Origin of the sequence: Lysobacter cavernae (assembly GCF_042648505.1) — a bacterium.
Classification (GTDB): Bacteria; Pseudomonadota; Gammaproteobacteria; order Xanthomonadales; family Xanthomonadaceae; genus Lysobacter_L; species Lysobacter_L cavernae.
Window position 1 is genome coordinate 171,706 of record NZ_JBHRXK010000004.1, and the last position, 26,675, is coordinate 198,380.

General features: G+C 68.6%; 26 protein-coding genes and 1 tRNA gene. 18 read left to right on the plus strand and 9 right to left on the minus strand.

The genetic code is table 11. The annotated features are described in order from the left end of the window. Window positions 1-75: 75 nt before the first annotated feature. Window positions 76-1,017 (minus strand): phosphoribosylaminoimidazolesuccinocarboxamide synthase, encoded by a 942-nt coding sequence (locus ACFOLC_RS10510; protein ID WP_386759204.1) that lies wholly within the window; start codon window positions 1,015-1,017, stop codon window positions 76-78. A gap of 315 nt (window positions 1,018-1,332) precedes the next feature. On the opposite strand from ACFOLC_RS10510, the gene ACFOLC_RS10515 reads away from it, so the two are divergent. The 3 genes from ACFOLC_RS10515 to rraA are packed head-to-tail and all read left to right on the plus strand — an operon-like array spanning window position 1,333 to window position 2,836. Beyond that, window positions 1,333-1,665: a J domain-containing protein gene (locus ACFOLC_RS10515; protein WP_386759205.1), complete on the plus strand. Its 333-nt coding sequence runs from the start codon at window positions 1,333-1,335 to the stop codon at window positions 1,663-1,665. An 11-nt stretch (window positions 1,666-1,676) separates the two neighbouring features. Continuing rightward, window positions 1,677-2,366 (plus strand): ribulose-phosphate 3-epimerase, encoded by a 690-nt coding sequence (gene rpe / locus ACFOLC_RS10520; RefSeq protein WP_386759206.1) that lies wholly within the window; start codon window positions 1,677-1,679, stop codon window positions 2,364-2,366. Further along, entirely contained in the window at window positions 2,363-2,836 is a 474-nt protein-coding gene (rraA, locus tag ACFOLC_RS10525) for a ribonuclease E activity regulator RraA (protein WP_386759207.1), read from the plus strand. Before rpe ends, rraA begins: the two co-directional genes overlap by 4 nt. 297 nt (window positions 2,837-3,133) lie before the next feature. Here the strand turns inward: rraA and ACFOLC_RS10530 are convergent, their stop codons facing one another. After that, window positions 3,134-3,700, minus strand: a complete 567-nt coding sequence (locus tag ACFOLC_RS10530; protein WP_386759208.1) for a hypothetical protein — start codon at window positions 3,698-3,700, stop codon at window positions 3,134-3,136. A 308-nt stretch (window positions 3,701-4,008) separates the two neighbouring features. Here ACFOLC_RS10530 and trpE point away from each other — a divergent pair, with 308 nt between their 5' ends. The 8 genes from trpE to ACFOLC_RS10570 all read left to right on the plus strand — a co-directional run bounded on the left by trpE (window position 4,009) and on the right by ACFOLC_RS10570 (window position 11,735). Beyond that, window positions 4,009-5,529 carry an anthranilate synthase component I gene (gene trpE / locus ACFOLC_RS10535; protein ID WP_386759209.1) on the plus strand — a complete coding sequence of 507 codons (1,521 nt, stop codon included), beginning with the start codon at window positions 4,009-4,011 and terminating at the stop codon, window positions 5,527-5,529. Window positions 5,530-5,766: 237 nt separating this feature from the next. Next, window positions 5,767-6,468, plus strand: a complete 702-nt coding sequence (locus ACFOLC_RS10540; RefSeq protein ID WP_386759210.1) for a hypothetical protein — start codon at window positions 5,767-5,769, stop codon at window positions 6,466-6,468. A gap of 380 nt (window positions 6,469-6,848) precedes the next feature. After that, on the plus strand, window positions 6,849-7,430 hold the full coding sequence (locus ACFOLC_RS10545; protein WP_386759211.1) for an anthranilate synthase component II: 582 nt from the start codon (window positions 6,849-6,851) through the stop codon (window positions 7,428-7,430). Window positions 7,431-7,465: 35 nt separating this feature from the next. Then, window positions 7,466-8,512, plus strand: a complete 1,047-nt coding sequence (trpD, locus tag ACFOLC_RS10550) for an anthranilate phosphoribosyltransferase (protein ID WP_386759212.1) — start codon at window positions 7,466-7,468, stop codon at window positions 8,510-8,512. 1 nt (window position 8,513) lies between these two features. Beyond that, window positions 8,514-8,873 carry an antibiotic biosynthesis monooxygenase family protein gene (locus ACFOLC_RS10555; protein ID WP_386759213.1) on the plus strand — a complete coding sequence of 120 codons (360 nt, stop codon included), beginning with the start codon at window positions 8,514-8,516 and terminating at the stop codon, window positions 8,871-8,873. A gap of 91 nt (window positions 8,874-8,964) precedes the next feature. Beyond that, window positions 8,965-9,756 carry an indole-3-glycerol phosphate synthase TrpC gene (gene trpC, locus ACFOLC_RS10560; RefSeq protein WP_386759214.1) on the plus strand — a complete coding sequence of 264 codons (792 nt, stop codon included), beginning with the start codon at window positions 8,965-8,967 and terminating at the stop codon, window positions 9,754-9,756. 2 nt (window positions 9,757-9,758) lie between these two features. Then, entirely contained in the window at window positions 9,759-10,487 is a 729-nt protein-coding gene (locus tag ACFOLC_RS10565; protein WP_386759415.1) for a haloacid dehalogenase-like hydrolase, read from the plus strand. 126 nt (window positions 10,488-10,613) lie between these two features. Further along, window positions 10,614-11,735, plus strand: a complete 1,122-nt coding sequence (locus ACFOLC_RS10570) for an alpha/beta fold hydrolase (protein ID WP_386759215.1) — start codon at window positions 10,614-10,616, stop codon at window positions 11,733-11,735. Window positions 11,736-11,906: 171 nt separating this feature from the next. On the opposite strand, the gene ACFOLC_RS10575 is transcribed toward ACFOLC_RS10570, so the two are convergent. The 3 genes from ACFOLC_RS10575 to crp are packed head-to-tail and all read right to left on the minus strand — an operon-like array spanning window position 11,907 to window position 13,427. Next, window positions 11,907-12,350 carry a zf-TFIIB domain-containing protein gene (locus ACFOLC_RS10575; protein ID WP_386759216.1) on the minus strand — a complete coding sequence of 148 codons (444 nt, stop codon included), beginning with the start codon at window positions 12,348-12,350 and terminating at the stop codon, window positions 11,907-11,909. Next, a complete protein-coding gene (locus ACFOLC_RS10580) occupies window positions 12,299-12,760 on the minus strand; it encodes a GNAT family N-acetyltransferase (protein ID WP_386759217.1) in 462 nt (153 codons plus the stop codon). The genes ACFOLC_RS10575 and ACFOLC_RS10580 overlap by 52 nt, the downstream gene beginning before the upstream one ends. Before the next feature lies 1 nt (window position 12,761). Then, on the minus strand, window positions 12,762-13,427 hold the full coding sequence (crp, locus tag ACFOLC_RS10585) for a cAMP-activated global transcriptional regulator CRP (protein WP_386759218.1): 666 nt from the start codon (window positions 13,425-13,427) through the stop codon (window positions 12,762-12,764). 232 nt (window positions 13,428-13,659) lie between these two features. On the opposite strand from crp, the gene speD reads away from it, so the two are divergent. Next, window positions 13,660-14,454, plus strand: coding sequence for an adenosylmethionine decarboxylase (gene speD, locus ACFOLC_RS10590; RefSeq protein WP_386759219.1), 795 nt, complete (start codon window positions 13,660-13,662; stop codon window positions 14,452-14,454). Window positions 14,455-14,578: 124 nt separating this feature from the next. On the opposite strand, the gene coq7 is transcribed toward speD, so the two are convergent. Next, on the minus strand, window positions 14,579-15,223 hold the full coding sequence (coq7, locus tag ACFOLC_RS10595) for a 2-polyprenyl-3-methyl-6-methoxy-1,4-benzoquinone monooxygenase (RefSeq protein ID WP_386759220.1): 645 nt from the start codon (window positions 15,221-15,223) through the stop codon (window positions 14,579-14,581). Between the two features lie 9 nt (window positions 15,224-15,232). Further along, window positions 15,233-16,405, minus strand: a complete 1,173-nt coding sequence (locus tag ACFOLC_RS10600) for a (Fe-S)-binding protein (protein ID WP_386759221.1) — start codon at window positions 16,403-16,405, stop codon at window positions 15,233-15,235. A 170-nt stretch (window positions 16,406-16,575) separates the two neighbouring features. Between ACFOLC_RS10600 and rplM the strand changes: the two genes are divergently transcribed. From rplM to ACFOLC_RS10625, 5 genes are all read left to right on the plus strand, one after another. Next, window positions 16,576-17,004 (plus strand): 50S ribosomal protein L13, encoded by a 429-nt coding sequence (rplM, locus tag ACFOLC_RS10605; protein WP_386759222.1) that lies wholly within the window; start codon window positions 16,576-16,578, stop codon window positions 17,002-17,004. 13 nt (window positions 17,005-17,017) lie between these two features. After that, window positions 17,018-17,410, plus strand: a complete 393-nt coding sequence (rpsI, locus tag ACFOLC_RS10610; protein ID WP_386759223.1) for a 30S ribosomal protein S9 — start codon at window positions 17,018-17,020, stop codon at window positions 17,408-17,410. 24 nt (window positions 17,411-17,434) lie between these two features. Continuing rightward, a tRNA-Gln gene (locus ACFOLC_RS10615) sits at window positions 17,435-17,509 on the plus strand. A gap of 183 nt (window positions 17,510-17,692) precedes the next feature. Further along, a complete protein-coding gene (locus ACFOLC_RS10620; protein ID WP_386759224.1) occupies window positions 17,693-18,244 on the plus strand; it encodes an ECF-type sigma factor in 552 nt (183 codons plus the stop codon). A gap of 24 nt (window positions 18,245-18,268) precedes the next feature. After that, on the plus strand, window positions 18,269-21,019 hold the full coding sequence (locus ACFOLC_RS10625) for a tetratricopeptide repeat protein (protein ID WP_386759225.1): 2,751 nt from the start codon (window positions 18,269-18,271) through the stop codon (window positions 21,017-21,019). A 361-nt stretch (window positions 21,020-21,380) separates the two neighbouring features. Here ACFOLC_RS10625 and ACFOLC_RS10630 read toward each other — a convergent pair whose 3' ends face one another. Continuing rightward, window positions 21,381-23,300, minus strand: coding sequence for a hypothetical protein (locus tag ACFOLC_RS10630; RefSeq protein ID WP_386759226.1), 1,920 nt, complete (start codon window positions 23,298-23,300; stop codon window positions 21,381-21,383). 376 nt (window positions 23,301-23,676) lie between these two features. Beyond that, window positions 23,677-25,461: a serine hydrolase domain-containing protein gene (locus tag ACFOLC_RS10635; protein ID WP_386759227.1), complete on the minus strand. Its 1,785-nt coding sequence runs from the start codon at window positions 25,459-25,461 to the stop codon at window positions 23,677-23,679. 205 nt (window positions 25,462-25,666) lie between these two features. Between ACFOLC_RS10635 and ACFOLC_RS10640 the strand changes: the two genes are divergently transcribed. Continuing rightward, window positions 25,667-26,656, plus strand: coding sequence for a fumarylacetoacetate hydrolase family protein (locus tag ACFOLC_RS10640; protein ID WP_386759228.1), 990 nt, complete (start codon window positions 25,667-25,669; stop codon window positions 26,654-26,656). Window positions 26,657-26,675: the final 19 nt, after the last annotated feature.

The following is a 26,675-nucleotide window of genomic DNA, read 5'->3' on the forward strand; positions in this document are numbered from 1 at the left end:
CCGCCCGGCGGTGCGCCACTGCCTCGCACAATCGCCACCGGCAAGGCGGGCCTTGCCGGTGGGACGCGCTTGCGCTCAGTCGATCGAGATGCCGGCGAGCTTCTGCAACGCCTCGGCGTACTTGGCGCGCGTGCGTTCGATCACTTCCGCCGGCAGCCTCGGGCCGGGCGGGGTCTTGTCCCAGTCCAGCGTCTCCAGGTAGTCGCGCACGAACTGCTTGTCGTAGCTCGGCGGGCTGGTGCCGACCTCGTACTCGTCGGCGGGCCAGTAGCGCGAGGAGTCCGGCGTCAGCATCTCGTCCATCACGTACAGGTGGCCGTCGGCGTCGAGGCCGAACTCGAACTTGGTGTCGGCCAGGATGATGCCGCGCTGCGCGGCGTAGTCGCGCGCGTAGCTGTACAGCCGCAGCGTGGCGTCGCGCACCTGCTCGGCCAGTTCGGCGCCGACCGTGCGCACCGCGGTGTCGAAGTCGATGTTCTCGTCGTGGTCGCCGACGGCGGCCTTGGTCGAGGGGGTGAAGATCGGTTCGGCCAGTTGCTCGGCCTGGCGCAGGCCGGAGGGCAGGCCGATGCCGCTGATGCGGCCGGTGCGCTGGTAGTCCTTCCAGCCGCTGCCGATCACGTAACCGCGCGCGATGCACTCGATCGGCACCGGCTTGAGGCGCTTGGTCACCACCGCACGCCTGGCGTACAGCGCGGCGTCGACGCCGGCCGGCAGCACCGCGGCCACGTCGATGCCAGTGAGGTGGTTGCGGACGATGTGCTCGGTCTTGCCGAACCAGAAGTTGCTGATCTGGCAGAGCATCTCGCCCTTGCCCGGAATCGGGTCCGGGAGGACCACGTCGAAGGCGGAGAGGCGGTCGGTGGCGACCATCAGCAGGTAACCGAGTTCAGAGGCGGCGCCAGCGGCCGGGCCGGGCGGCAGGTGTTGCGCGGGCAGGTCGAAGACGTCGCGGACCTTGCCGCGATGGCGCAAAGGCAGGCCGGGCAGGTCGGACTGGAGCAGTGTCGTGGACAACGCAAAACCCCCAAGGTGTGCACGGATCGCCCCCGCCGCACCGTCGCCTTGGATCGCGCGCGGGCGCGACAGGGCCGGGCAGTGTACGCCGGCCGGGCGCGGGCTGCAGGTAAACTGTGCATCTAGAGGGCCTGAACAAATCCATCCTGGATTTTTCAGGCCTCGCCCGTCCGGTGCACGCCCGGACGGGCTCACGCGGATCAAGCACTTGCGTGCATGATCCGCGAGCGCGCCATCCTTGGCGCGCGAACCTCTGAACAGGTTCAAAGGTTCCTAAACCCACGGAGACGGCCGCATGACGCAGCGGGGATGGCGATGAAACGCTGGTACGGCAAGCTACTGGGCTTCTTCGCCGGGGCCGCGCTGATGCGTGCCAATCCGTTCCTGGGCGCCATGATCGGGCTGCTGATCGGCCACGCCTTCGACACCGACTGGTTCAAGCTGCGCCGCGACAACCCCTATGCCACCCTCGGCCTGACCGCCGACGCCAGCGATGCCGAGGTCGACCAGGCCTATCGCCGGCTGATCTCGCAATACCACCCGGACAAGCTGGCTGGCGCCGCCACCGAGCTGCGCCAGCACGCCGAGGTCAAGGCGCGCGCGATCAACAACGCCTACGACCGCATCAAGACCCTGCGCAAGAAGTGAGCCCCAACAGCATGCAGCCCACCGTCATCGCCCCGTCCATCCTCTCGGCCAACTTCGCCAAGCTCGGCGAAGAGGTCGACCACGTCCTGGCGGCTGGCGCCGACTGGGTCCATTTCGACGTGATGGACAACCATTACGTGCCCAACCTGACCATCGGCCCGATGGTGTGCGAGGCGCTGCGCAAGCACGGCGTGACCGCACCGATCGACGTGCACCTGATGGTCGAGCCGGTCGACCGCATCGTTCCCGACTTCGCCAAGGCCGGTGCCAGCATCATCAGCTTCCACCCCGAGGCCAGCGCGCACGTGCACCGCACCGTGCAGCTGATCAAGTCGCACGGCTGCCAGGCCGGCCTGGTACTGAACCCGGCCACGCCGATCGAGGTGCTGGACTGGGTGCTGGAAGACCTCGACTTGGTGCTGCTGATGTCGGTCAACCCGGGCTTCGGTGGGCAAAGCTTCATCCCTTCCGCGCTGGAAAAACTGCGTCGCGTGCGCGAGCGCATCGACCGCAGCGGCAAGGCGATCCGCCTGGAGATCGACGGCGGCGTCAAGGCCGACAACATCGCCGAGATTGCTGCCGCCGGCGCCGACACCTTCGTGGCCGGCTCGGCGATTTTCAATGCGCCGGGCTCTGGCAAGCATGGATACGCAGAGGTGATCGGACGGATGAAGGCGGCCGTGGCCGCGGTGCGGGGATGAACACCTGCGACCTGTGCGATCTGCACGACGCGCAGGTCCGCGTGCTCGACCTGCCGCTGCGCGACTACGGCGGGCGGCTGGCGTTCAACGGCCTGGTCAGCACCGTGCGCGCGTTCGAGGACAACTCGCGCGTGCGCGAAGCGGTGGCCGAGTCCGGCCAGGGCCGCGTGCTGGTGATCGACGGCAACGGCTCGACCCGGCGCGCGCTGCTCGGTGACCTGCTTGCCGCACAGGCGGTGGAGAACGGCTGGGCCGGCGTCGTCGTGTTCGGCGCGATCCGCGACAGCGGTGCGATCGGCGCGCTCGACTTCGGCGTCAAGGCGCTGGCGACCTGCCCGCGCAAGACCGACAAGCGCGGCCTGGGCGAGCGCGATGTCGAGGTCGGGTTCGGCGGGGTGACCATCCGCCCCGGCGACTGGCTGTGCGCCGACGAGGACGGCGTGGTGATCGCCGACACCGATCTGCGCTGACGGCGCTCTTTCCCTTCTCCCATCGGGAGAAGGTGGCCCGCAGGGCCGGATGAGGGTGCGCAGACGCGATGACGCTTGAACCTCTCTCGCTTCGCCGAACCCTCACCCCAACCCCTCTCCCGGCGGGAGAGGGCTTTAAAAGTCGAAAACGGAAACGGCCAGCCGTTGCCGGCTGGCCGTTGGAAGATTTGGAGGCAATCCCGCCTCCGCCCGTCGTCCTTGGTATGGACTCCCATGTTCCGGGACGACGATGACGAAATGATGACCTGCGGGTAACTCGGACGAGTTGCGGCGAATTCAGTCGCTCGCGATCGCGATCACCCGCAAGCCGGCGGCTGCGATGTCGCCGCGCACCCAGCCGCTCCAACCGTGTGGTGCGGTGCCGCGATCGGGCACGGCCAGGCCGATCGCACGGCCACCGGCATCGACGATCACCAGCCTCTGCGCCGGCGTGTCGGCCGCAAACGTGACGTGCGCGCCGGGGCCGTCCAGGCGGTTCTCGACGGGCTGCACCTGCCAGTTGCGGGCCGCAATCACCGTGCCCTCGTCGCGGCCCGGTACGCGGCCGAGCAGGCGCGTCTGCGGCCACGCGTACATGGCCGCTTGCCGCGCGCGCAACGACGGCAGCGCGGCGGTCACCTCCTCGGGCAGTGTTTCTCCCAGCGGCTGCGTGGTCGCCAGTACGCCGACGGCGACGCCGAGCGCGGTCTGGTCGGCGATCTGTTGGGTGTGCCGCGCCAGCTGCCCCATCCACAGTTGGCTCGGCAGCATCGCGATGGCCAGCACCGCGACCGCGCTGCGCGCCAGCCGCGGGCGTGCGGTCATGGCTACGGTGGCCAGCAGGGCACCTTCGGTGACAGCCACAGCATCGCCGCCATGCCACTGGCGACATAGCAAGCGGCGAGGAAGAACAGCAGGAAGGCAAGGCGGGGCGAAGGCGCGGGTCGGGCGTCCATGCAGGCAGATGCGAGGGAAGGCCGGAATCTTAGCCGCAGCCGGTCGGCTGTGGTCGAGAGCAGCCTGTCCAGCCATCGCGTCGCCCGCGCGAAGCCGCTACAGTAACCGCATGAAGTTCCGGGCGAACCCGCAATTCCTTGCTGCCGACGTGGGTTGGCGATGGTGGCCGTTGGCTGTCGTCGTCCCTGCCCTCCCGTCTTCCAAGGAAACGCCGCGTGATCTCCGCAGAACAGTTCCAGCAGCAGGCCGCTGACGGCCACACCCGCATCCCCGTCGTCCGCGAGGTGCTGAGCGACCTCGACACGCCGCTGTCGGTCTACCTCAAGCTGGCCGACGGCCCGCACACCTACCTGTTCGAGTCGGTGGAGGGCGGCGAACGCTTCGGCCGCTACTCGATCATTGGCCTGCCGGCGCGGCGCGTGTACGCCTTCGCCGGGCACACGCTGTTCGTCACCGAGGACGGCGAGCTGGTCGAGTCGCGCGTGGTCGCCGACCCGTTCGCCGAGGTCGAGCGCCTGCGTGCCGCGCATTCGGTGCCGAAGATCGACGGCCTGCCGGGTTTCACCGGTGGTCTGGTCGGCTGGTTCGGCTTCGAGTGCATCCAGTACATCGAGCCGCGCCTGGCCGGTTCGCAGGCAGACGGCACGTACAAGCCGGACGAGCTCGGCACGCCCGACATCCTGCTGATGCAGAGCGAGGAGCTGGCGGTCTTCGACAACCTCAAGGGCCGCCTGTACCTGATCGTCCACGCCGACCCGCGCGAGCCGCGCGCGTATGCGCGTGCCAGCCGCCGTCTCGACGAACTCAGCCATCGCCTGCGCCACGGCGGCGCCGGTTACCCGGAAACGCGCGATCCGAACGGGCTGGAGGAGGGCGACTTCGTTTCCGGCTTCACCAAGGACGGCTTCATCAAGGCGGTCGAGCGGTCCAAGGAGTACATCCGCGCCGGCGACATCTTCCAGGTGGTGCTGAGCCAGCGCCTGAGCGTGCCGTTCAAGGCGCGACCGGTGGACGTGTACCGCGCGTTGCGCGCGCTCAATCCCTCGCCATACATGTATTTCCTCGATGTCGGCGACACCCAGGTGGTGGGCTCGTCACCGGAAATCCTGGTGCGCTTGCAACACACCGAGTCGGGGCAGGGCCAGATCACCGTGCGCCCGATCGCCGGCACGCGTCCGCGCGGCGCCACACCCGAAGAAGACGCCGCGCTCGAGGCCGAGCTGTTGGCCGACCCGAAAGAGCGCGCCGAGCACCTGATGCTGATCGACCTCGGCCGCAACGACGTCGGCCGCGTCAGCGAACCGGGCACGGTAGAAGTTGGCGAACAGTTCGTGATCGAGCGCTACAGCCACGTCATGCACATCGTCAGCGAGGTCACCGGCACACTGAAGCCGGGCCTGAGCTACGCCGACGTGCTGCGCGCGACGTTCCCGGCCGGCACGGTCAGCGGTGCGCCGAAGATCCGCGCGCTCGAGGTGATCCGCGAGCTCGAACCGATCAAGCGCAACGTCTATGCCGGCAGCATCGGATACCTGGGCTGGAGCAGTCCGGGCCGGAGCGGCGACGCCGACACCGCCATCGCCATCCGCACCGCGGTGATCCAGGACGGCCGTCTGACCGTGCAGGCCGGCGCCGGCATCGTCTACGACTCCGACCCGCAAAAGGAGTGGGAGGAGACGATGAACAAGGGCCGGGCGCTGTTCCGCGCGGTGGCGGAGGCGGCGCGAGGGTTGTGAACTCGGATTAGCCGTTCATCGCGCGCTTGCCGGCGCGCGTCCGCGCACTGCGTGGACGCTGCAGTTGCGTCACCACACCATCACACGCATTGCGCAGGCCGTGTCCGCACGGTCGCGCGCTGTCGGCGTGGCCGTGGACATTTGCTCTCAACGTTTTATTCACAAGACCCGGTATTCACTGGGGGCCATAGGTCGGGTGCCTCAAGGATCCGGGATTCCAGCGAGGAGAAAGCCGCGATGCAAGTCGTCCATGACAGCCAGGTGCAGTCCCGGTTTTCCAATACCTTCCCGCGCACGGTCGAGATGATCTGCCCGCATTGCCTGAAGGAGGCGCTGTTCGAGGCGCGCTCCTGGCAGGAACACGGGCGCCAGGTCTCCGCCAGCGAGCTGTTGTGCTCGCGCTGCGAGGAAGCGGTGCTGTTCGTGCAGTTGCTCGACCGCGACGGTGTCAGCAAGGCCGGGGCCTTGTACTGCCACCCGCGTTCGGGCGGACGCGAGACCATGGCCGGAGTCGGTCACTTGCAGGCGTTGTCCGGGCCGCTGGCGCGGACCTACGACTCGGCGGTCAAGCTCTACAACCGTGCCGAATGGGGGGCGGCGGCGTTGACCGTGCGCCACCTGCTTGAAGGCCTAGCTGCGCGCCTGATCGCCGACGACAAACGCGAGCTGCCGCTGATCCGCCAACTCGAGGCGCTGCCGCACGAGATGGATCTGGCGCGGCCGTTGCAGGACATCGCGCAATTGCTCGCGCCGGCCGGCACCTTCGGCCGCCAGTTCGAGGACGAGGCGACCATCGACAAGGTCACCGCCGAACAGCTGCTGGAACTGGTCGAGCAGCTGATCACCTACCTGGTGGTCCTGCCCGGCACGATGGCCGAGCTGAAGAGCCGCATCGCCACCGCACCGGTGCCGCTGCGGCGCGGCAGCGGCACTGCTTGATCGCGGCCTGCACGCGCTGCCACCGGTTGCGCTGGACGATCGTGTCGAAGCGCGGTCGCGTCGAAGCGGGCGAGCCGGTACAGTAGGGCCATGATCGCGCGCACGACCCCGCACTTCCTTGCTGCCGACCTGGGTTGGCGATGGTGGCCTCTGGCTGCCGTCTCCGTTGCCCCGTCGTTCTCCAAGGAAGCCTTGCGTGACTCCCGCGTTCCCAGCTGATCTGCCCCCGGCCTGCGTCCGACACCGTCCCGCCGCCAGCGGCGACATGATTTCCTCTCCGTCACGATCCCCTCGGCCCAGCCGAAGGCGGGATAATCGTGCGTTGATGGCGGTCCGGCGGCGGGCGCGATCCTCCCTACGAATCCAGCGAGTCAGCCCCGATGCTGCTGATGATCGACAACTACGACAGCTTCACCTACAACCTCGTGCAGTACCTGCAGGCGCTCGGGGCTGAAGTGAAAGTGATCCGCAACGACGAGTTGTCACTGGCGCAGATCAAGGCGCTGGCGCCCGAGCGCATCGTGATCTCGCCGGGGCCGTGCACACCCAACGAGGCCGGTGTCTCGGTCGAGGTGATCCGCGAGCTTGGCCCGCGCATCCCGACCTTCGGCGTGTGCCTCGGCCACCAGAGCCTGGGCCAGGCCTACGGCGGCGACGTGGTCCGCGCCAAGACCATCATGCACGGCAAGACCTCGCGCATCCGCCACGAAGGCCACGGCGTGTTCGCCGGCCTGCCGGACGGCTACGAGGCCACGCGCTACCACTCGCTGGTGGTGTCGCGCGAGACGCTGCCGCCGTGCCTGGAGATCACCGCCTGGACCGATCATGAGGACGGCTCCTTCGACGAGATCATGGGCCTGCGCCACCGCGAGCACCCCGTCGAGGGCGTGCAGTTCCACCCCGAATCGATCCTGACCGAGCACGGCCATGCCCTGCTCAAGAACTTCCTGGAGCGGGCGTGAGCCGTCCGGGCGCGCGCCAAGAGGTCATCGTCCCCATGCCCATCACCCCACAAGAAGCCCTGCAGCGCAGCATCGAACACCGCGAGATCTTCTTTGATGAGATGGTCGAGCTGATGCGCATGATCATGCGCGGCGAGGTCTCGCCGACCATGACCGCGGCGATCCTGACCGGCCTGCGCGTCAAGAAGGAAACCGTTGGCGAGATCGCCGGCGCGGCGACGGTGCTGCGTGAGTTCGCGCGGCCGGTGGTGGTGGCCGACCGCAGTCATCTGGTCGACATCGTCGGCACCGGCGGCGACGGCGCGCATACGTTCAACATCTCCACCGCCAGCATGTTCGTGGTCGCTGCGGCCGGGGCCAAGGTCGCCAAGCACGGCAACCGCAGCGTGTCGTCCAAATCGGGCAGCGCCGATGTGCTGGAAGCGCTGGGCGCGGCGATCGAGCTGCAGCCCGAACAGGTCGCGCAGTGCATCGACGGCTGCGGCATCGGCTTCATGTTCGCACCGGTGCACCATCCGGCGATGAAGGTGGTGGCGCCGGTGCGACGCGAGATGGGCGTGCGCACGCTGTTCAACATCCTCGGGCCGCTGACCAACCCGGCCGATGCGCCGAGCATCCTGATGGGCGTGTTCCACCCCGACCTGGTCGGCATCCAGGTGCGTGTGCTGCAGGAGCTGGGTGCACAGCGTGCGCTGGTGGTGTGGGGCCGCGACGGCATGGACGAGCTTTCGCTCGGTGCCGGCTCGCTGGTCGGCGAGCTGCGCGACGGTGTGGTACGCGAGTACGAGGTGCATCCCGAGGACTTCGGCATCCCCATGGCGCACAGCCGCAACCTGCGCGTCGGCGATGCCGGCGAATCCCGGGCCATGCTGCTGCAGGCGCTGGACAACCGCGACGGCCTGCCGCGCGAGATCGTCGCGCTCAACGCCGGCGCGGCGATCTACGCCGCCGGCGTCGCCGACAGCATCGCCGAGGGCATCGAGCGCGCGCGCGCGGCGCTGGCTTCGGGCGCGGCCCGGGCCAAGCTGGACGAGTTCGTCGCTTTCACCCGACAGTTGGCCGGCGTGCCGGCAGGCGTCTGAGATGAGCGATGCCTTTGCCGCCCTGCCCAAGCCGCCGTATTACGCGGTGATCTTTTCCTCGCAGCGCAACGGCGAGGACGATACCGGCTACGCCGCGGCCGCGCAGCGCATGGTCGAGCTGGCCGCGCAGCAGCCGGGCTACCTCGGCGTCGAATCCACCCGCGGCAGCGACGGCTTCGGCATCACCGTGTCGTACTGGGACAGCGAGGCGGCGATCGCCGCCTGGCGCCAGCATGCCGAGCACGCGGCGACGCGCGCCCACGGCCGCACGCACTGGTACGACCATTACGAACTGCGCGTGGCGAAAGTCGAGCGCGCCTACGCCAAGTCCGCCCTCGACCCAGCGAGGCAACGGGATTGACGAATGCCGCGCGCGCGGCTGGCCAAGTGGGCCAGCAGGGCTTTACCGCAAGCAACCCGTAAATCTTCAGCACGGCCTTAGAATTCTCCCCATGAGCGACATCCTCCACACCATCCTCGCCCGCAAGGCCGAGGAGATCGAACAACGCAGCCGCGTGCGTTCGCTCGCCGACCTGCGCGCGCGTGCCGCCAACCAGCCGCCGACGCGCGGTTTCGTCAATGCGATCCAGCGCAAGCTCGGCGCCGGTGGCGCCGCGGTGATCGCCGAGGTCAAGAAGGCGAGCCCGTCGAAAGGATTGATCCGCAAGGACTTCCATCCCGCCGATATCGCCCGCAGCTACGAGGCCGGCGGCGCGGCCTGCCTGTCGGTGCTGACCGACGTGGATTTTTTCCAGGGCAGCAATCTCTACCTCGGTGAGGCACGCGGCGCCTGTTCGCTGCCGGTGCTGCGCAAGGATTTCACCATCGATCCGTACCAGGTCTACGAGGCGCGCGTGATTGGCGCCGACGCGATCCTGCTGATCGTCGCCGCGCTCGAGGACGCCCCGCTGGTCGAAATGGCCAACCTGGCGATGGAGCTGGGCATGGACGTGCTGGTCGAGGTCCACGACATCGACGAGCTCGAGCGCGCGCTGCAGACCGGTTGCGAGCTGATCGGCGTCAACAACCGCAACCTGCGCAACTTCGAGGTCTCGCTCGACACCACGCTCGCGCTCAAGGATGCGGTGCCGCGCGACCGCACCCTGGTCACCGAGAGCGGCATCGCCACCCCCGCCGACGTGGCCAGGCTGCGCGCAGCCGGCATCGATGCCTTTTTGATCGGCGAGTCGTTCATGCGCGAGCGCGACCCGGGCGCGGCGCTGCAGCGGCTGTTTGCGGTATGAGCATGCCGGATGAGGGCGCACCGGACGAGTGCGCACGGCCGTACGCGCCGCTGGTGGTGTTCGACTTCGATCACACGCTCTATGACGGCGACTCGGGCAGCCACCTGGTGCTGTGGTTGATCCGCCGGCATTGGGCGCGCCAGCTGGCCGCGTTGCTGCTGATGCCGCTGCTGCTGCCGATGATTGCCTGGCTGCCGACGCGGCGCCGCGCGATCTCGGTGTTCGTGTGGATCGGCACGGTCGGTACCCACCGCCGGCGCGACATGGACCGCTTGATCGACCGCTACGTGCAGACCCACGCCGCGCAGATCCGCCCCCGGCTGCTGCCGGCCGCGCTCAAGGTGTTGCAGGCGCACCGTGACGCTGGCGACCGCGTGATCATCGCCACGGGTGCCTCGCCCGAGCTGGCGCGCGCGATCCTCGACTTCGTCGCCCACGAGGACCTGCCGGTGATCGGCAGCATCAGCGGGCCGTTCCTCGGCGGCATGATCACCGTCGAGCACTGCCACCACCAGAACAAGATGCGGATGATCTGGGATGCCGGCTACGACCAGATCGCGATCGCCTATTCCGACAGCAGCGCTGACCTGCCGCTGCTCAAGGCCGCGCGCCGGCCGGTGGTGGTCAATCCCAAGCGCAGCCGCGTGGCGATGTTCCGGCGCGTGCTGCCGGAAGGCACGCCGATCCTCAACTGGGGTTGTGTCGGCCGGGGTGGCGATCCGGTCGCGTAGCGGGCTCCGCTCGTTCCGGCTCGTGGGCACACCGCAATCGGCCATGCCACTCCGACGGGATCCGCCGGAACCAACCAAACAACGAGGCGACGCGCGGCAGACGCCTGCAAGGGGAAAGTGTCGATGATGAGAGTGCTGTTCGTCGTCCTGATCTTCATCGTCGGGTGCCTGCACGCGAATGCGCAGGACTGTCCGGACCGCTCGTCCTACCAGCCGGCGCGGGAGGTCATCCAGGACCTGGGCAGGATCGTCGCGCCGTCAGGCGTGCAGGAGGCCTACAAGACCCGCATCGGCGGCATCGATCAATGGCTCAACGTCCGCGGTCAGGACCGCGACAACCCCGTCATCCTGTTCGTCCACGGCGGCCCGGCATCGCCGGTCACGCCGACGCTCTGGCAGTTCCAGCGCCCGCTCGAGGAGTACTTCACGGTCGTCAACTGGGACCAGCGCGGCGCTGGCAAGACCTACAACGAAGCCAGCCCGCCGGAGTCCATCGCCGACAGCATCCACATCGCGCGCTACGCCGACGATGCCATCGAAGTGGCCGAGTACGTCCGCAAGCGCTACGGCAAGGGCAAGCTGATCCTGATGGCGCACAGCTGGGGCACCATCCCGGGCATGACGGCCGCGCTGAAGCGTCCGGACCTGTTCCATGCCTACGTTGGCATCGGACAGGTCATCAACGTCCGCGACAACGAGCAGATCAGCTTCGACTACGGGCTCAAGCAGGCCCAGGCACACGGCAACCAGGAAGCCCTGCGCGAACTGAATTCGATCGCGCCGTACCCGGGCGATCAGCCGATCACGCGCGAGCGGATCATCCTGGCCCGCAAGTGGCCCCAGTTCTACGGCGGCTTGACGGCGTTCCGCGACAACTCCGACTACTTCTACCGTGGGCCGCGCCTATCGCCGGAGTACGACGACCGCGACCGTTGCGCCATCAACCTCGGCAGCATCTTCACCCTCGGAAGGGTGCTGGACGAGTTCCTCAAGGTCGACTTCAAGGGCGTCCGCTCGTTCCCCATTCCCGTGGTGATGTTCATGGGACGCCACGACTACACCACGCCATCGCAACCGACCGAGGCTTGGCTCCAGCGCGTGGATGCGCCGTACAAGCAGGGCGTCTGGTTCGAGCGCTCCGCCCACATGATGCCGTGGGAAGAGCCCGGCAAGGTGCTGACCAGCCTGCTGCAGTACGTGCGGCCCCTGGCCGCTGAGGGCGGCGCCCCGGGCCGACCAGATCGCTGACGGACAACGTTTACCGTCATCTCCGCGAAGCGGAGATCCTTCGACGCCTTGCCAAAACCCGAAGTCGCGGGTTCCCGCCTGCGCGGGAACGATGGGCCAGGGCAAGGTCGGTGTTCAGGTGGCCGGAGCCGCGGGCAGGTCCCGGGTCGTGCTCGCGTATGGCCGCGCCGGTCAGTCGCGCGCGGGTGCGTCGAGGTCCTGGAAGAACTCGAGCAGGGTGTGTTCGGCGTAGTCGCGGAACTCACCGGCGTCGTAGAAGCGGCCGAAGCAGAACTTGCAGCTCTCGAACCAGATGTGCGGCTGCTGCGGGTCGACCATGCGGATCAGCTGGCTGTCGACGCAGCTCGGGCACTTGATGCGCTCGACGCGGTTGTAGCGCTCGCCGGCCGCGGCGTCACCGCTGTCGATGATGTCGGCGGCGTCCTTGAGCAGGCGGTAGTCGCCCAGCGCGAACCACAGCCCCCGGCACTGGGTGCAGCGCTGCGCGTGGGCAGCCAGGTGGTCGATCCGTTCCATCGGTGAGCTGCATTTCGGGCACTGCATGGGGCGTCCTGTGGGGTGGGTCAGTCGCCGAGCGCCTTGAGGAAGCGCAGCGAGCTGTCGGCATAGCCGCATTGGCGGTAGAAGGCGTGGGCGTCGGTGCGGCGGGCGTTGCTGGTGACCTCGATGCGGGCGACGCCGTTGCGGCGCGAGATCAGCTCGACCTCGCGCAGCAGGCGCCGGCCGACGCCCTGGTGCTGGCAGGCCGCGGTCACCACCAGCGCGGTGATGCGGGCCAGCTCGCTGCCGTGGACCACCGAGTAGAGGCTGTAGAGCGCGACCAGGCCGCAGGCCTCGCCGTCGATCTCGGCCAGCAGCAGGTGCTGGCGCGGGTCGTGGCGGACCAGGGTGATGCGTTCGGCGGCCTCGTCGCGGCTGCAGGGGTAGCCGAGTTCGCCGAGCAGGCGGGCGACGTCGCTGGCGTCGCCGAGTTCCGCCGCCCGCACCCGCGGCGCAGTCCCGGCGGACGCGGCGCCGCGGCCCATCTCAGCGCGTGCCGAAGAGGACGACGGTCTTGCCGCGGGCGTGCAGCTTGTCGTCGGCCTGCAGTTTCTTGAGGACGCGGCCGGCCATCTCGCGCGAGCAGCCGACCAGGCGCGACAGCTCCTGGCGCGACACGCGCAGCTGGGTGCCCTGCGGATGGCTCATCGCCTCGGGCTCCTTGGCCAGGTCGTGCAGGGCGCGGACGATGCGGTCGGTGACGTCGAGGAAGGCCAGGCGGCCGGCTTTCCTGCTGGTGTCGAGCAGGCGCCGCGAGATCTGCGCGCCGATCGCGTACAGCAGCTTGGGCGCGTCCAGCGACAGCCGGGTCAGCAGCAGGTCGTAAAGGCGCTCGTGGCCGATCTCGGCCAGCTCGCAGGTGCTGCGCGTGCGCAGGATCACCTCGCGCTGGTCGCTGGCGATGAACAGGCCCAGCTCGCCGACGAACTCGCCGGGGCCGAAGTAGCCCAGCACCAGCTCACGGCCGTCGTCTTCCTCGGTGATGATGCTGACCGAACCTGAGACCACGTAATAAAGCGTACTGGCCGGGTCGCCGGGCCGGAACACGTCGGTGCGCGACGGGTAGCGGCGACGGTGGCAATGCGCCAGGAAGCGTTCGATGGTGGCGCCGTCCGGCAACAGCGGACTGTTGGTACGACGCATGGCAGTCATGGGTGCAACCGGATTGGCGGACATGGGCGTGAAGGCGATGTGATCGGTCGAGCTTAGGACGAACTAACGCATTGGGCAAATATCCGCCGTGCAGCGTCACCCGGCCGCGGATGGATCCTGTGACGCAGTGCCGATTCGGCGCCGATGCCAGCCCGGCGCCGGCGCGCGTTCCCCCGTCACCACAATTGCCGCATAATCGCGTCCCTCGCCGCCCTACCGGGACTTCACCATCGTGGTCAAGCCGTTGCCTCGCCTGAGGTTGCAAGGTTTCAACAACCTCACCAAGGCCCTCTCGTTCAATATCTACGATGTCTGCTTCGCCGCCTCCGAAGACGAGCGTCGCCGCTACATCGAGTACATCGACGAGGCCTACAACGCCGACCGCCTGACCCAGATCCTGACCGATGTGGCGGACATCATTGGCGCCAACATCCTCAACATCGCGCGCCAGGACTACGATCCGCAGGGCGCGTCGGTGACGATCCTGATCTCGGAAGAGCCGGTGATCGACAAGAAGGACGCCGGCAAGGAGATCATCTCCGACGCCGTGGTCGCGCACATGGACAAGTCGCACATCACCGTGCACACCTACCCGGAGACCCATCCTGACAACGGCATCGCCACGTTCCGCGCCGACATCGACGTCGCCACCTGCGGCGTGATCTCGCCGCTGAAGGCCTTGAACTACCTGATCGAGAGCCTCGAGTCCGACATCGTCATCATGGACTACCGGGTGCGCGGCTTCACCCGCGACATCAAGGGCCGCAAGCACTACATCGACCACAAGATCAACTCGATCCAGGACTACCTGGCCAAGAACGTCAAGTCGCGCTACGAGATGCTCGACGTCAACGTCTACCAGGAAAACATCTTCCACACGAAGATGCACCTGAAGGAGTTTGACCTCGACACCTACCTGTTCGAGGAGAAGGCCAAGAACCTCTCGTTCAAGGAGCGCATGAAGATCGAAGCGCGCCTGAGGCGTGAGATCGAGGAGCTCTATCACGGCCGCAACCTGGCTGATTGAGGCCGTGAGTGGTCATTCGTGATTGGTGATTCGTAGAAAAAAAGGGCCCGCAATGCGGGCCCTTTTTTGGTCGTCGACTTTTTACGAATCACCAATCACCAATCACCAATCACGAATCGCCAAATCACAGCCTGTAAGCCACTGTCTTCATCAGCTTCGACGCCGCCGCCATCAGGCTCGGGACGGGCGGTGGCAGGACGCGCGCGCCGGCCGCCTCGGCGTTGTCGGCGTGGCGGGCCTCGTCGGCCTTCATCACCTCCAGGATCGCGCGGCTGCGCGCGTCGGCGGCGGGCAGTGACTCCAGGTGTTCGTCGATATGCGCCTCGACCTGGCGCTCGGTCTCGACCACGAAGCCGAGGTTCCAGCCATCGCCACGCAGGCCGGCGACAGCACCGATCGCGAAGCTGCCGGCGTACCACAACGGGTTGAGCAGGCTCGGCCGGCTGTCGAGCTCGCGCAGGCGGTCGGCGCACCAGGCCAGATGGTCGGCTTCCTCCTGCGCGGCCTCGAGCAGGTGGGCGCGGGTGGCGGCGTCGCGGGCAACGGCGGCCTGGCCGCAGTACAGCGCCTGCGCGCAGACCTCGCCGACATGGTTGACCCGCATCAGCCCGGCGGCGTGGCGGCGCTCGTTGTCGTCGAGCTCGATCTGGGCGATGTCGGCGGACGGGTTGGCGCGAACCGCGGCGGGCGCGCCGAACACGGTGTCGAGTGCGCGCTGGGTGTCGGTCAGGAAGCGGTCGAGCGGCGTGAGTTCGCGGGTGCTGGTCATGGCGCCAGTTTACGGCGCGGCGAGGGCCGGGGCCGGTGAAGGAAGTGGCTCGAGCCGCTCGGCGAGGAATTCGAGTGGATGCTGCACCGGCACGCCGGCGGCGCTGGCCAGGTGCAGGCGGCAGCCGATGTTGGCGCTGAGCAGGCGGGTCGCACCGCTGGCGACCAGCTGCCGCAGCAGCGGCTCGCGGTAGTCGGCGGCGCGGACCGGGTCATCGAGCATCTGCAGACCGGCGGCGCCGCAACAACCGTAGCCGGCATCGAGCTCGATCACCGTCAGCCCCGGCACCTGCGCGAGCAGCCGGCGCAGGGCCGGCACCGACTTGACCACGTTGCGCTGGGTGCAGGGCAGGTGCAGGGCGACCCGCTCGGCACCGCCGCGCAAACGCAACCGGTCGGCGTGCTCGGCGAGGAAGGCGATCGCATCGACAGTACGAGTGTTGTCCGGCAGCGCCTGGGCCAGGGCCTCGTGGCAGCCGCTGGCCAGGGTCAACACGGTGTCGGCACCGGCGAAGGCGGCGCGGTTGCGCCCGGTCAGCCGCTGGGCGCCGGCGCCGGCATGCGCCAGCACGCTGCCGCAGCAGGTCTGGCCGGCGGGCTCGGTCACCGCGACGCCGAGAGCGGCGCAGCAGCGCGACACCGCCGCGCGCAGGTCGGTCTCGTAGGTGGCGGCGACACAGCCGACAAAGAGCGCGACCTCGCGGCCGTGGGGCGTGGGGGCGCTGGCGCCCGCCGCCCGCAGCGGGCGCGGAGGACGGGGCAGCGGCCGCCAACGGGCGGGCAGCCACGGGTGTGCGTATCGGTACAGGGCGAGCAGTCGCGCCAGTGCCCGCGGCCGGGCCACCAGCCGTTCGATCCAGCGCTGCCGCCACGTCGCCGGGCGCCGCTGGCGTTGCTGCAGGCGCGCGGCGGTGAGCAGTTCGCCATACTGCACGCCCGCCGGGCACACGGCCTCGCAGCTGCGGCAGCCCAGGCAGTGGTCGAGGTGGGCGTCGCCGAGGGCGGTCGGTTCGATGGTGTTCAGGGCCCAGGCCCGCGCCAGGGCGATGCGGCCGCGCGGGGATTCAGCTTCGAGGCGGTCGTGGCCGTAGGTCGGGCAGGCCGGCAGGCACAGGCCGCATTGGACGCAGCGGTCGGCCAGTGCCACCACAGGATCGGCGGAGGGCGGACGAACGGCGGGCATGGCGGGCGATGCTAGCACGCGGGTCCCGGCGACTTGCGGCCGGTTTGGAAGCCCGCTATCATTCCGCCTCTTTCGTTCCACATTCACAACGCGCGGCGAAATTCCGACGCGACGCCCACTCGGGTCGCACGCGGAATCAGCCCGACCAGGCACCCAATAGCAGATCCTTCATGAAGACTTTTAACGCCAAGAACGAGACCGTCCAGCGCGACTGGTACGTCGTCGATGCGTCGGGCAAGACGCTCGGCCGCTTGTGCTCTGAACTCGCGCGCCGTCTGCGCGGCAAGCACAAGCCTGTTTACACCCCTCACGTCGACACCGGCGATTACCTGGTGGTCATCAACGCCGAGAAGATTGTCGTCACCGGCAACAAGCTCGCCGACAAGAAGTACCACCGCTTCACCGGTTACGTCGGCAACCTCAAGACCGAGACCCTCGGCCAGGCGCTTGAGCGCCACCCCGAGCGCGTCATCGAGATCGGCGTGAAGGGCATGCTGCCGAAGAATCCGCTCGGCCGTGCCATGTACCGCAAGCTCAAGGTCTACAAGGGCTCCGAGCATCCGCACGCCGCCCAGCAGCCGCAGCCGCTGGACTTCTAAGGTAGAGACATCAATGGCACTCCAGCAGAATTACGGCACCGGCCGCCGCAAGTCCTCCACCGCGCGCGTGTTCCTGCGCAAGGGTGACGGCAAGATCACCATCAACCAGCGTTCGATCGAAGACTTCTTCGGTCGCGAGACTGCGCGCATGATCGTGCGCCAGCCGCTCGAGCTGACCCAGTCGACCGACAAGTTCGACGTCACCGTTACCGTCGCCGGCGGCGGCATCACCGGCCAGGCCGGTGCGATCCGCCTGGGCATCGCCCGCGCGCTGGTCGAGTACGACGAGACGCTGAAGTCCGACCTGCGCAAGGCCGGCTTCATGACCCGCGACGCCCGCGAGGTCGAGCGCAAGAAGGTCGGTCTGCACAAGGCCCGCCGCGCTACCCAGTTCTCCAAGCGCTAATCCTTGCGTTAAAATCAGCTGCATAGCCCCGTCGCCAAGCGGTAAGGCACCTGACTCTGACTCAGGCATTCGGTGGTTCGAATCCATCCGGGGCTGCCAGATCCAAACAAAAAACCCGCCGCAAGGCGGGTTTTTTGTGTCCGCGGCCGGTGACAATCGCGGGCCGAAGCGCGCCGTGGCGATGTCGCCTCGAATTGCCGGGCTGGCGCGATGCCCGGGGCCGGCTCGGGTAGCATCCGCAGGCGGCACCCCTCATGCGCGGCGACAAGGAGTCGGACGGCAATGAGCGAGAACCTCACCCGGTTGTTGCAGGACTGGCGCGGTGGCGATCAGGCCGCGCGCGATGCCCTGCTCGAACAGGTCTATGACGCCCTGCGCGAGATGGCGGCCGCCCGGCTCGGCCGGGGTCGGGACCGCACACTGCAGCCCACCGCCGTCGTCAACGAGGCGCTGATGCGCCTGCTCGGCAGCGACACCGACTGGCAGGACCGCGCCCACTTCTTCGCGCTGGCGGCGCTGAAGATGCGCGCCGTGCTGGTCGACCATGCCCGCGCGCGTGCCGCCGAGAAGCGCGGCGGCGACGTCGCCATGCTGACGCTGTCGCATGTCGACCGGGAAGCGGCCGGTGACAGCGTCGAGTACGACGTGCTGGCGCTGCACCAGTCGCTGGAGCGTCTGGCCGAGCACGACCCGCGCGCCGCCAAGGCATTGGAGCTGGCCTATTTCGGCGGCATGGAGCGCGACGAGATCGCCTGCGTGCTCGGCGTGTCCGTGCCCACGGTCGATCGTGACCTGCGCTTCGCCAAAGCCTGGTTGAACAAGCAGCTGGCATGACCGGTCGCCCCGGCGCGGAGTGACATGAGCACCGCGAATGCGAAGACGCTGCGAGAACTGTTCGACGCTGTCTGCGACCTGCCGCCAGGGCAATGGCGCGCCCGGGTGCGTGAGCTGAGCAGCGACCCCGCGCTGATCGAGGAAGTGCTGGCGCTGCTGGAGGCGCAGACCGTCAGCTTCAACCGCGCGTTGAAGCCGCTCGGCGAGTTGATGGCCTCGTTGCCCGAAGTCGAGCTGCAGCCGGGTGACCGCTTGGGTGCCTGGCAGCTGGTCGCGCGCCTCGCCAGCGGCGGCATGGGCACGGTGTTCGTGGCCGAGCGCGCCGACGACCTGTTCCGTCAGCGCGTGGCGATCAAGCTGTTGCACGTCACCGTGGCCAACCTGATCACGCAGCAGCGTCTGGCGGCGGAGCGGCAGATTCTCGCCGAACTGCAGCACCCCAACATCGCGCGTCTGTTCGATGGCGGTACCACGCCGTCCGGCCACCCCTATCTGGTGATGGAGTACATCGACGGCCTGCCGCTGGACCGGCATTGCGCGCAGCACCGCCTCGACTTGCCCGAGCGCCTGCAACTGTTCCTGCGTGTCTGCCGCGCCGTGCAGGCGGCGCATCAGCGCCTGGTGGTGCATTGCGATCTCAAGCCCAGCAACATCCTGGTGCGCGACAACATCGCGCCGGTGCTGCTCGACTTCGGTATCGCGCGCGTGCTCGACGAGGCGCAGAGCGATGAGGGTCATGATTTCTGCACGCCGGCCTACGCCAGCCCGGAACAACTCGATCGCGGCCACGTCGGTGTGGCCAGTGACGTGTTCAGCCTGGGCATGGTGCTGACCGAGTTGCTGGCCGGCCGGCGTGCAGAACGCACCATGGCCGACCGTGATCGCGCGGTGCCGCCACCGAGCAGCCTGGCCGGCCCCGAGTGCCGCTGGCAAGCGAACTTGCCCGGTGACCTGGACGCAATCGCCGGCAAGGCCTGCGCGCTTGCACCGGAGCAGCGCTACCCCTCGGTGGAAGCGTTGGCGCGGGACATCGAGCGGCACGTCGCCTGCAAACCGGTGCGAGCACGCAAGCCCACCCTGCGCTACCGGACCGGGCGTTTCCTGCGGCGGCACTGGCGCGAGAGTGCGGCGGCGCTGGCGCTTCTGTCGCTGGCCGCCGGCTTTGTCTGGCGCCTGGACGCGCAGCGTGAGCAGGTCGAACGGGAGGCGGCCACGGCGCGCGAGGTCGGTGACTTCCTGGTGGCCGCCTTCAATGCCGCCGACCCGCGCATGCGTGGTGCCGATGGCACGCAGCAACCGAGTGCGCGCGACGTGCTCGATCTGGGCGCGGCAAAAATCGACGCGGAACTGGCCGATTCGCCACGCGTACTGGCCCGCATGCGCTTCGTGCTGGGGCGGGCATACCGCAACCTCGGCCAGCCGCAGCAGGCCGAGGCTCTGCTGGCCCAGGCTGCGGAAGGTTTCCTGGATGCGCGCATCGACCAGCCCGAGCAGGCCGTGCAGGCCCTTTGCGAGCTGGCGCTGCTGCGGGTCGAACAGATGCGCGCCAGCGAGGCCTTGCCGGTGGCGCAGCGCGCGCTGGTGTTGAGTCGCACGCTGGAGAATGCTCCGGCCCTGGTGGCCGATGCCTACGCCGCGCTGGGGCGCGCCCTGCAGGGGACCGCGGCATTCGACCGCGCCCGCGATGCATTGGAGCAATCCCTGGCCTTGCGCCGCACGGCATTCGGTCCGGGCTCGCAGGAGGTGGCCGCGACGCTGCACTGGCTCGGCCTGCTCCATCGCGACCAGAGCGACAACCTCCGCGCTGAACGCTACCTCCGCCAGGCGCTGGCGATCCGGCGCCAGTACGGCGCGCGCAGCGTCGACGTGCAGCTCAGCTTGCAGGGGCTGGCGGCCACACTGACGGCGCTGGCCCGTTATGACGAGGCGATCGCCCTGCGGCGGGAAAACCTTGAACTGGCCCGGGCGCTGTACGGCGCCCACAGCAACCGCACCGCCGCCGCGCATGGCGAGCTGGCCGGCGCGTTGGCCAACACCGGCCGGTACGTCAAGGCGCGCGACCACTACCTGCAAGCCATGGCCATCCATGCCCGCGTATCGGGAGAGGACAGCCTCGACCACGCGATGACCTCCAACAACCTGGCGCGACTGGAGGAGGCGCGTGGCCACTATGCCGAGGCGATGCGTCTGGACCGGCGTTCGCTGACGATCCGGCGCCTCCACCTGCCGGCCGATGACCGCCTGGTGTTGCGTGCGCAAAGCAACCTGGGGCGGGTGCTGGCGCGCATGGGCGAGCTGGCGCAGGCGCGGCCGTTGCTCGAGCAGGCACTGGCACGGTGGGAGCGCCACTACGGCGACGATCGCCGGGGGCTGTACGCGGCGCGCATGAACTGTGTTGACCTGTGGTTGCGTGAGGGCCGATGGGACGCGGCCGAGGCGGCACTGCGTCCGTTGCCGGCCAAGGACGAGCCGACGCTGATGCTGCGCCGCCAGTCCCTGCTGGCGGAGCTGGCGCAGCGGCGGCGCGTCTGGGGCCAGGCGCGGTCGCAATGGCAGGCCTTGGTGGCGCTGTCCAGCGGCCGGAACGGCATCGATCCGGTGTCCGTCGCCAAATGGCGCGTGCCGTATGCCGAGGCCCTGGCCGCCACCGGCGATGCCGGGCTGGCGCAAGAACAACTGCGCCTGGCGCAGCCGTTGCTGCAGCGCGAACTGACCCCCGGTGCCGAATGGCTGCAACGGCTGGACGCCGTGCAGCGCAGCCTGGCCGGCCGCTGAGACGGGTAGGGCCATTGCCGTGGATCGATGCGATGAAGTGCAGCGTCACGCAGCTTCGTGGCGATGGTCGGTCGCGGCCGAGCCGGGCGGGTAGAAGCCGCCGAACATTCGTCGCGCTGGGATGGGGAAAATGATCGCAAGTGAAAACTGGCTGGAGCTGCGGCAACTGTTCGATGCGGTCTGCGACCTGCCGAGCACGCAATGGAAGGCGCAGACCGCCAGCTTCGATCGGGCGCTGCAACGGTAGAAGTCGAGGACCTCCTCGGCCCGGCCACGTAGTGACGATGTATTCCAGTTTCACGACGGCACCCTGATTGTCGCTGTCCCGGTGGACGTGCGCCGCCCGCCGGGACGCGCCTCTTCACAGATCGACGCCGAAGCCGATGCCGGCGGCCTTCTCGCCGCCGCCGAACGCGCCGCCCAGCGAGAACGAGCCGCGTGTGCCGATGCGCTTGCCGTAGCCGACCGACAGAGCCTTCTCGCCGCCCTGGAAACCGGCACCGACCGCCAGGCGTCCACGTGGGCCGGTGCCGTTGGCGGCGTTGGCGCTCATCTGCACCATCGCCGAACTCAAGGCGCCGACCTGGCTGATGCGGCGGTTCTGCTGATGGAAGCGGTCGTCGACCGAATCGCGGAAAGTGTTGAAGTCGTCGGCAAAGCCGGTGATCGCGGCGACCTTGCCGTCGGTATAGGCGTTGGCTGCGGTCAGCGTCTGGGCATCGCCGGCATCGGCGTAGCCCTGCGCCGACTGCAGCGTGGCGGTATCGGCATCGCCCATGTCGTTGCGGATCGCGGCCTCGCGGTTGTCGGTATAGGCGTTGGCCGCGGTGCCACCGGTGGCGACCGCGGTATCGGTGTAGGCATTGGCCGTGGTCAGCGTGGCCTGCAACTGCGAGAGGTTCACCGCATCGGTGAGCGCAGTGCCTTCGGCCACGTTCACTATGCGCCGTTCGCTGCCAGCGCTGCCGACGGAAACCGTGTCGGCCTGGTCGGCGAGCGAACCATTGCCCAATGCAACGCTGTTGTCGGCAGTGGCCGCCGAAAATGCACCCAGGGCCAGCGATTGATACGCGGTCGCTTCGCTCAAGTCGCCGTAAGCGCCGCTGCCATAGCCGCTGGCGACGCTCAGCGCGCCGACCGCGATGCTGCCTTCGCTCGTGGCGTGGCCGCCTTCGCCGATCGCGATGCTGAATTCGCCGCTGGCCACACTGAAAGCACCCACCGCCGTACCGGCCAGCGCCGTCGCCTGGCTGCCATAGCCCAATGCGGTTGCGCTGCCTTCGCTGGCGACGCTGTTCGCACCGAAGCTGGAGGCTTGCAGTTCGCTGGCTGCGCTGCCCGCGCCGATGGCGGTGCTGTACTCGCCGCTGGCATTGCTGGTGGTGCCGACGGCCGTGCCTTCCAGGGCTTGCGCAGTACTGCCCGCGCCGATGGCGGTGGCATGCTCCGCGGTGGCCTGGCTACCTTGGCCATTGGCGGTGCTGCCCACGCCGCTGGCGTTGCTGCCGGCGCCGGTGGCCGTGCTGGCGACGCCGGTGGCGGTGCTTTCGGTACCCAGCGCCGTGCCCAGATTGCCGGAGGCCATGCTGCCGGCGCCCAAAGCAGTGGCGATCTGCCCGCTGGCCTCGCTCTGATAGCCGATGGCCGTGCTGAAATCGCTGCCCGCCACGCTTTCCGCGCCGAAAGCCGAACTGTTGTCGCCGCTCGCGCTGCTGAAGAAGCCGATCGCCGTGGCGTCTGCACCGCTGGCCGAACTGAGCGCGCCGTTGGCGGTACCGCCGGCACCGCTGGCCGAGGACTGGGCGCCCGTGGTGGTGGCGAACGCCGCGATAGCCTGGCTCGAGGTGCCGACCGCGGTGCTGTCATTGGCGCTGGCCTGCGCGGCGGCGCCGATGGCGACGGTGCGGTCGAGGACGGCGCGGGTGTACTCGCCGGTGTTGACCGAGCCGTCGTTGTTCTTGTCCAGCCAGCCTCCTATGGCGAGGCTGTGCGCACTCTGGGCGTAGGCATTGCCGCCCACCGCCAACGCCGACTGGCCGACGGCCCAGGCGCCATGGCCGAAGGCATTGGCGTTGTCACCCTGGGCATTGGCGCCGTAACCGCAGGCGAAGGCGTCGACGCCGGGTGCGTTGGCGCCGGCGCCGTCTTCGCCGGCCTGTGTCGTGTCGCAGACCTCACCGGCGAAAGCGCTGCCGGCGACGGCGAAGCACAGCGACAGCGCTAATGCCAACGCGCGCTTGCGTTGCGGGTGGAGGTGGGGGTTGGAATCGAAGCGGTGCATCGGTGTTCTCCCAAGGGGTGTGGTGGAATCGCACGGGCATGGCGCGTCGTGCTCAGGGAGCTAACCGGCAAAGGTGCTGCAAACCCATCACGTGGCTGCGATGCGGGATTTGCCGAGGTAGTGACCTGCGACGCAGGCGAGACGAGCGCGCAAAAAAAGTAGGGCGGCGATGCGCTCGCCGCCCTGCCGCCGGTCCGCCCACGGGCGGCGACCGGACTTTGAAGCGAAATCAGAAGTCGAAGCCCGCGCCGCCACGAACCATCGCGCGGCGCAGCGTGCACCGGCTGGCCGCCGCGGAATCACCGCGCGACGGAAACAGGAAGTGCCGCGTACCGCGGCACTTCCTGGGCCAGTAGGCCACCGTCGAGGGCGCGCGTTACTTGACCGCCGCGACCTTGGTCGCGATCTCCTCGGCCAGCGCGTAATCGGCCGCGTCGTTGTTCCAGCGGTTGGCGGCGATGGCGACGTGGATGCCGGTCATGTCGAGGCCGCCGTCGGTCTTGTAGCCGTCGGGGTACAGCAGCACCAGTGCGTTGCCGCCATCAAGGGCGCCTTCGTGGCCGAGCCGGCCGTCACCGGCGGGCAGCCAGCCCATGTTGCGCAGCTCGCCCCAGCCCCACTGGCCCAGCAGGCTGCTGCTGATCCGGGTCAGCGAGCGGGCCGAGGCACGGAAGCCGCCGGCGGCCGGGCTGCTGGTCTCCTTGAACGGCAACGCCTTGTAGTTGCCATTGCCGTCGAGCGTGTAGCCGACCGCATCGTTCGCCGCCGGCGTCGCGCTGGCGACGACGACGCGCTTGTCCATGCCCATCGGCTTGAGGTAGTTGTCGCGCGCGTAATCGAGGAACGGCTTGCCGGCGATGACTGGCATGATCAGCGTCCACAGGCCGAAGCCGTGATTGGAGTAGTTGTACTTGGTGCCGGGCGCGGCCAGCAGCGGACGGGTGCGCAGCATGTGGCGATGGGCTTCCTCGTAGGTCACGTCCTCCACGTCCTTGCCGAACATCACGGCCGCACCGGCCAGGTCGCCGCTGTGGGTGAACCCGGCCTCGTGGCGCAGCAGGTCCTGCAGGGTCATGTCGGCGTACCACGCGTACCAGTTGTCGCCGCTGTAGCCCGACGCCGGCACCTGGTACGCGTACGGGGCGAGGTAGTGGTCGAGCTTGGCGCTGTAGCCGCTGCTGGCCTTGCCGTTGCGGTACCAGGCGTAGACGTGGTCGTTGCCGGCGATGTCGATCTCGCGGATGTCATAAGGGGTGAGGCCGGCCGGGGTGGCGAACGCCTTCGGCGCGGCGTGGTAGTCCAGGTCCAGCGAGTAGCCGACGCTGTAGGTGCCGTCGTCGTACCAGGTGTAGACATGGTCGTTCGACTTGGCGATGCCGATGCCGACAATGTTGTAGAAACTGCGCCCGCCGGGCAGGTCGATGTCCTTGCAATCGGGCGCCGGGTTGTCGACCTTGCAGGAGGTGGTCTGCTTCTCGTACTGGTCCAGGTCGGTGGCCGTGCCGACGGAGCGCGTCAGCTCGCCGCCGTTGCGGTACCAGGTGTAGACCATGCCGTTGCTGGCGATGGACATGCCGATGATGTCGGCGGGCTTGCGGCCGGCCGGCAGCGAATACGGCACCGGCGGCTCATACTGGTCGAGGTGGTTGCTCGCGCCGACGCTGACGGTCCCGTTCGCGTACCAGGTGTGGACCTTGTTGTCCTTGTTGATGCCGATGCCGACGATGGGCGTGTGCCGCTGCACGCCGACGGTGAGGTCGGTGGCGAACTTCTGTCCGAACACGGCGCCGGTGCCATAGAGGCGGCTGGCCAGCGAATAGCTGGGCGACTGCGCGAGTGCCTGGTAGCCGCTCGGGCCGGTGACAGCGGCCTTGGTGACGCTGCCGATCATCGTGCGGGTATCGGCGCTCATCGCCGTGGTGTCACTGGCAATGCCATAGCCTTTGGCGAACAGTTCCATGCCGTCGCGGGTGACGGAGACCGTCAGGCCCGGAATCTTGTAGGTGGTCCGATATTGGTTGACGAGTTGCTGGATTTCCGTCTCGAGCGGATCGGCGGCCAGCGCCGGGCAGGACAGGGCCAGCAGGGCGGCGAGCGCCGGCAGTCGGCAGGTGGTGCGGGGCGGGTGGGCGGCCATGCGGGGAAGGCGGTAGCGATTCATCTGGGGTGATCCTGTGCGGGAAGGGTGTGCCTGGGCGGCGGTTGCCATCGGTCACAGGAACAACACCGGACAATCCGGGCCAAACCCATCACGCCTACGACACGCCTACGATCAGGTAGCGCGCCGGGCGCGATCTGGCCCGCCGCATCGGGTCGGTTACAATTGAAACCATCACGCCGGCCCATGCCGGCACGCTGAGGACCCCATGAAGCTTGGTTCCCTGAAGGAAGGCGGCCGCGACGGCACGCTGATCGTTGTCTCCCGCGACCTGGCCCGCGCCGTGCGCGCCACCGGCATCGCCGACACCCTGCAGCGCGCGCTGGAGGACTGGTCGAACACGGCGCCGCGCCTCAATGCGCTGTCCGACGCGCTCAACGCCGGCGCCGCCGACGGCGCCTTCGAGCTCGACCTGGCCGCGCTGGCGGCGCCGCTGCCGCGCGCCTACGAGTTTGTCGACGGCTCCGCCTACCTGCCGCACGTCGAGCGCGTGCGCCGTGCGCGCGGCGCCGAGGTGCCGGAGAGCTTCTACGTCGACCCGCTGATGTACCAGGCGGTCAGTGCCGGCTTCTACGGCCCGCGCGATCCGGTGCGCGTGCCGAGCGAGGACTACGGCATCGACCTGGAGGCCGAGGTCGTGATCGTCACCGACGACGTGCCGATGGCGGTGACGCCGGCGCAGGCCGCATCGCACATTCAGCTGATCGGGCTGGTCAACGACGTGTCCCTGCGCAACCTGATTCCCAACGAGCTGGCCAAGGGCTTCGGCTTCCTGCAGTCCAAGCCGCGCTCGGCGCTGAGCCCGGTGTTCGTGACACCGGACGAGCTCGGCGCGGCCTGGCTGGACAGCAAGGTGCACCTGCCGCTGCTGACGCACATCAATGGCGAATGGTTCGGCGCGCCCGAGGCCGGCGTCGACATGCAGTTCGACTTCGCCCAACTGGTCGCGCACGCGGCCAGGACGCGGCCGCTGTCGGCCGGCACGATCGTCGGCTCCGGCACCGTCGCCAACCAGGACACGTCCTTGGGCGCCTCGTGCTTTGCCGAAAAGCGCACCGTGGAGACGCTGGAACGGGGCAAGCCGCAGACGCCGTTCATGAGCTATGGCGACGTCGTGCGGATCGAGATGCTCGACCGCGACGGCCATGACGTGTTCGGCGCGATCGAGCAGCGCATCGAGCGCCCGGCCACGCCCTGACCGGCGGGCCCGGTGGCCG

Excerpts from the sequence above, each read along its gene's own strand:
- ACFOLC_RS10515 (WP_386759205.1), top strand. The coding sequence starts at position 1,333 with ATGAAACGCTGGTACGGCAAGCTACTGGGCTTCTTCGCCGGGGCCGCG.
- rpe (WP_386759206.1), top strand. The coding sequence starts at position 1,677 with ATGCAGCCCACCGTCATCGCCCCGTCCATCCTCTCGGCCAACTTCGCC.
- rraA (WP_386759207.1), top strand. The coding sequence starts at position 2,363 with ATGAACACCTGCGACCTGTGCGATCTGCACGACGCGCAGGTCCGCGTG.
- ACFOLC_RS10540 (WP_386759210.1), top strand. The coding sequence starts at position 5,767 with ATGCAAGTCGTCCATGACAGCCAGGTGCAGTCCCGGTTTTCCAATACC.
- ACFOLC_RS10545 (WP_386759211.1), top strand. The coding sequence starts at position 6,849 with ATGCTGCTGATGATCGACAACTACGACAGCTTCACCTACAACCTCGTG.
- trpD (WP_386759212.1), top strand. The coding sequence starts at position 7,466 with ATGCCCATCACCCCACAAGAAGCCCTGCAGCGCAGCATCGAACACCGC.
- ACFOLC_RS10555 (WP_386759213.1), top strand. The coding sequence starts at position 8,514 with ATGAGCGATGCCTTTGCCGCCCTGCCCAAGCCGCCGTATTACGCGGTG.
- trpC (WP_386759214.1), top strand. The coding sequence starts at position 8,965 with ATGAGCGACATCCTCCACACCATCCTCGCCCGCAAGGCCGAGGAGATC.
- ACFOLC_RS10565 (WP_386759415.1), top strand. The coding sequence starts at position 9,759 with ATGCCGGATGAGGGCGCACCGGACGAGTGCGCACGGCCGTACGCGCCG.
- ACFOLC_RS10570 (WP_386759215.1), top strand. The coding sequence starts at position 10,614 with ATGAGAGTGCTGTTCGTCGTCCTGATCTTCATCGTCGGGTGCCTGCAC.
- ACFOLC_RS10575 (WP_386759216.1), bottom strand. The coding sequence starts at position 12,350 with ATGCGGCTATGCCGACAGCTCGCTGCGCTTCCTCAAGGCGCTCGGCGA.
- ACFOLC_RS10580 (WP_386759217.1), bottom strand. The coding sequence starts at position 12,760 with ATGGGCCGCGGCGCCGCGTCCGCCGGGACTGCGCCGCGGGTGCGGGCG.
- crp (WP_386759218.1), bottom strand. The coding sequence starts at position 13,427 with ATGACTGCCATGCGTCGTACCAACAGTCCGCTGTTGCCGGACGGCGCC.
- coq7 (WP_386759220.1), bottom strand. The coding sequence starts at position 15,223 with ATGACCAGCACCCGCGAACTCACGCCGCTCGACCGCTTCCTGACCGAC.
- ACFOLC_RS10600 (WP_386759221.1), bottom strand. The coding sequence starts at position 16,405 with ATGCCCGCCGTTCGTCCGCCCTCCGCCGATCCTGTGGTGGCACTGGCC.
- rplM (WP_386759222.1), top strand. The coding sequence starts at position 16,576 with ATGAAGACTTTTAACGCCAAGAACGAGACCGTCCAGCGCGACTGGTAC.
- rpsI (WP_386759223.1), top strand. The coding sequence starts at position 17,018 with ATGGCACTCCAGCAGAATTACGGCACCGGCCGCCGCAAGTCCTCCACC.
- ACFOLC_RS10620 (WP_386759224.1), top strand. The coding sequence starts at position 17,693 with ATGAGCGAGAACCTCACCCGGTTGTTGCAGGACTGGCGCGGTGGCGAT.
- ACFOLC_RS10625 (WP_386759225.1), top strand. The coding sequence starts at position 18,269 with ATGAGCACCGCGAATGCGAAGACGCTGCGAGAACTGTTCGACGCTGTC.
- ACFOLC_RS10630 (WP_386759226.1), bottom strand. The coding sequence starts at position 23,300 with ATGCACCGCTTCGATTCCAACCCCCACCTCCACCCGCAACGCAAGCGC.
- ACFOLC_RS10635 (WP_386759227.1), bottom strand. The coding sequence starts at position 25,461 with ATGAATCGCTACCGCCTTCCCCGCATGGCCGCCCACCCGCCCCGCACC.
- ACFOLC_RS10640 (WP_386759228.1), top strand. The coding sequence starts at position 25,667 with ATGAAGCTTGGTTCCCTGAAGGAAGGCGGCCGCGACGGCACGCTGATC.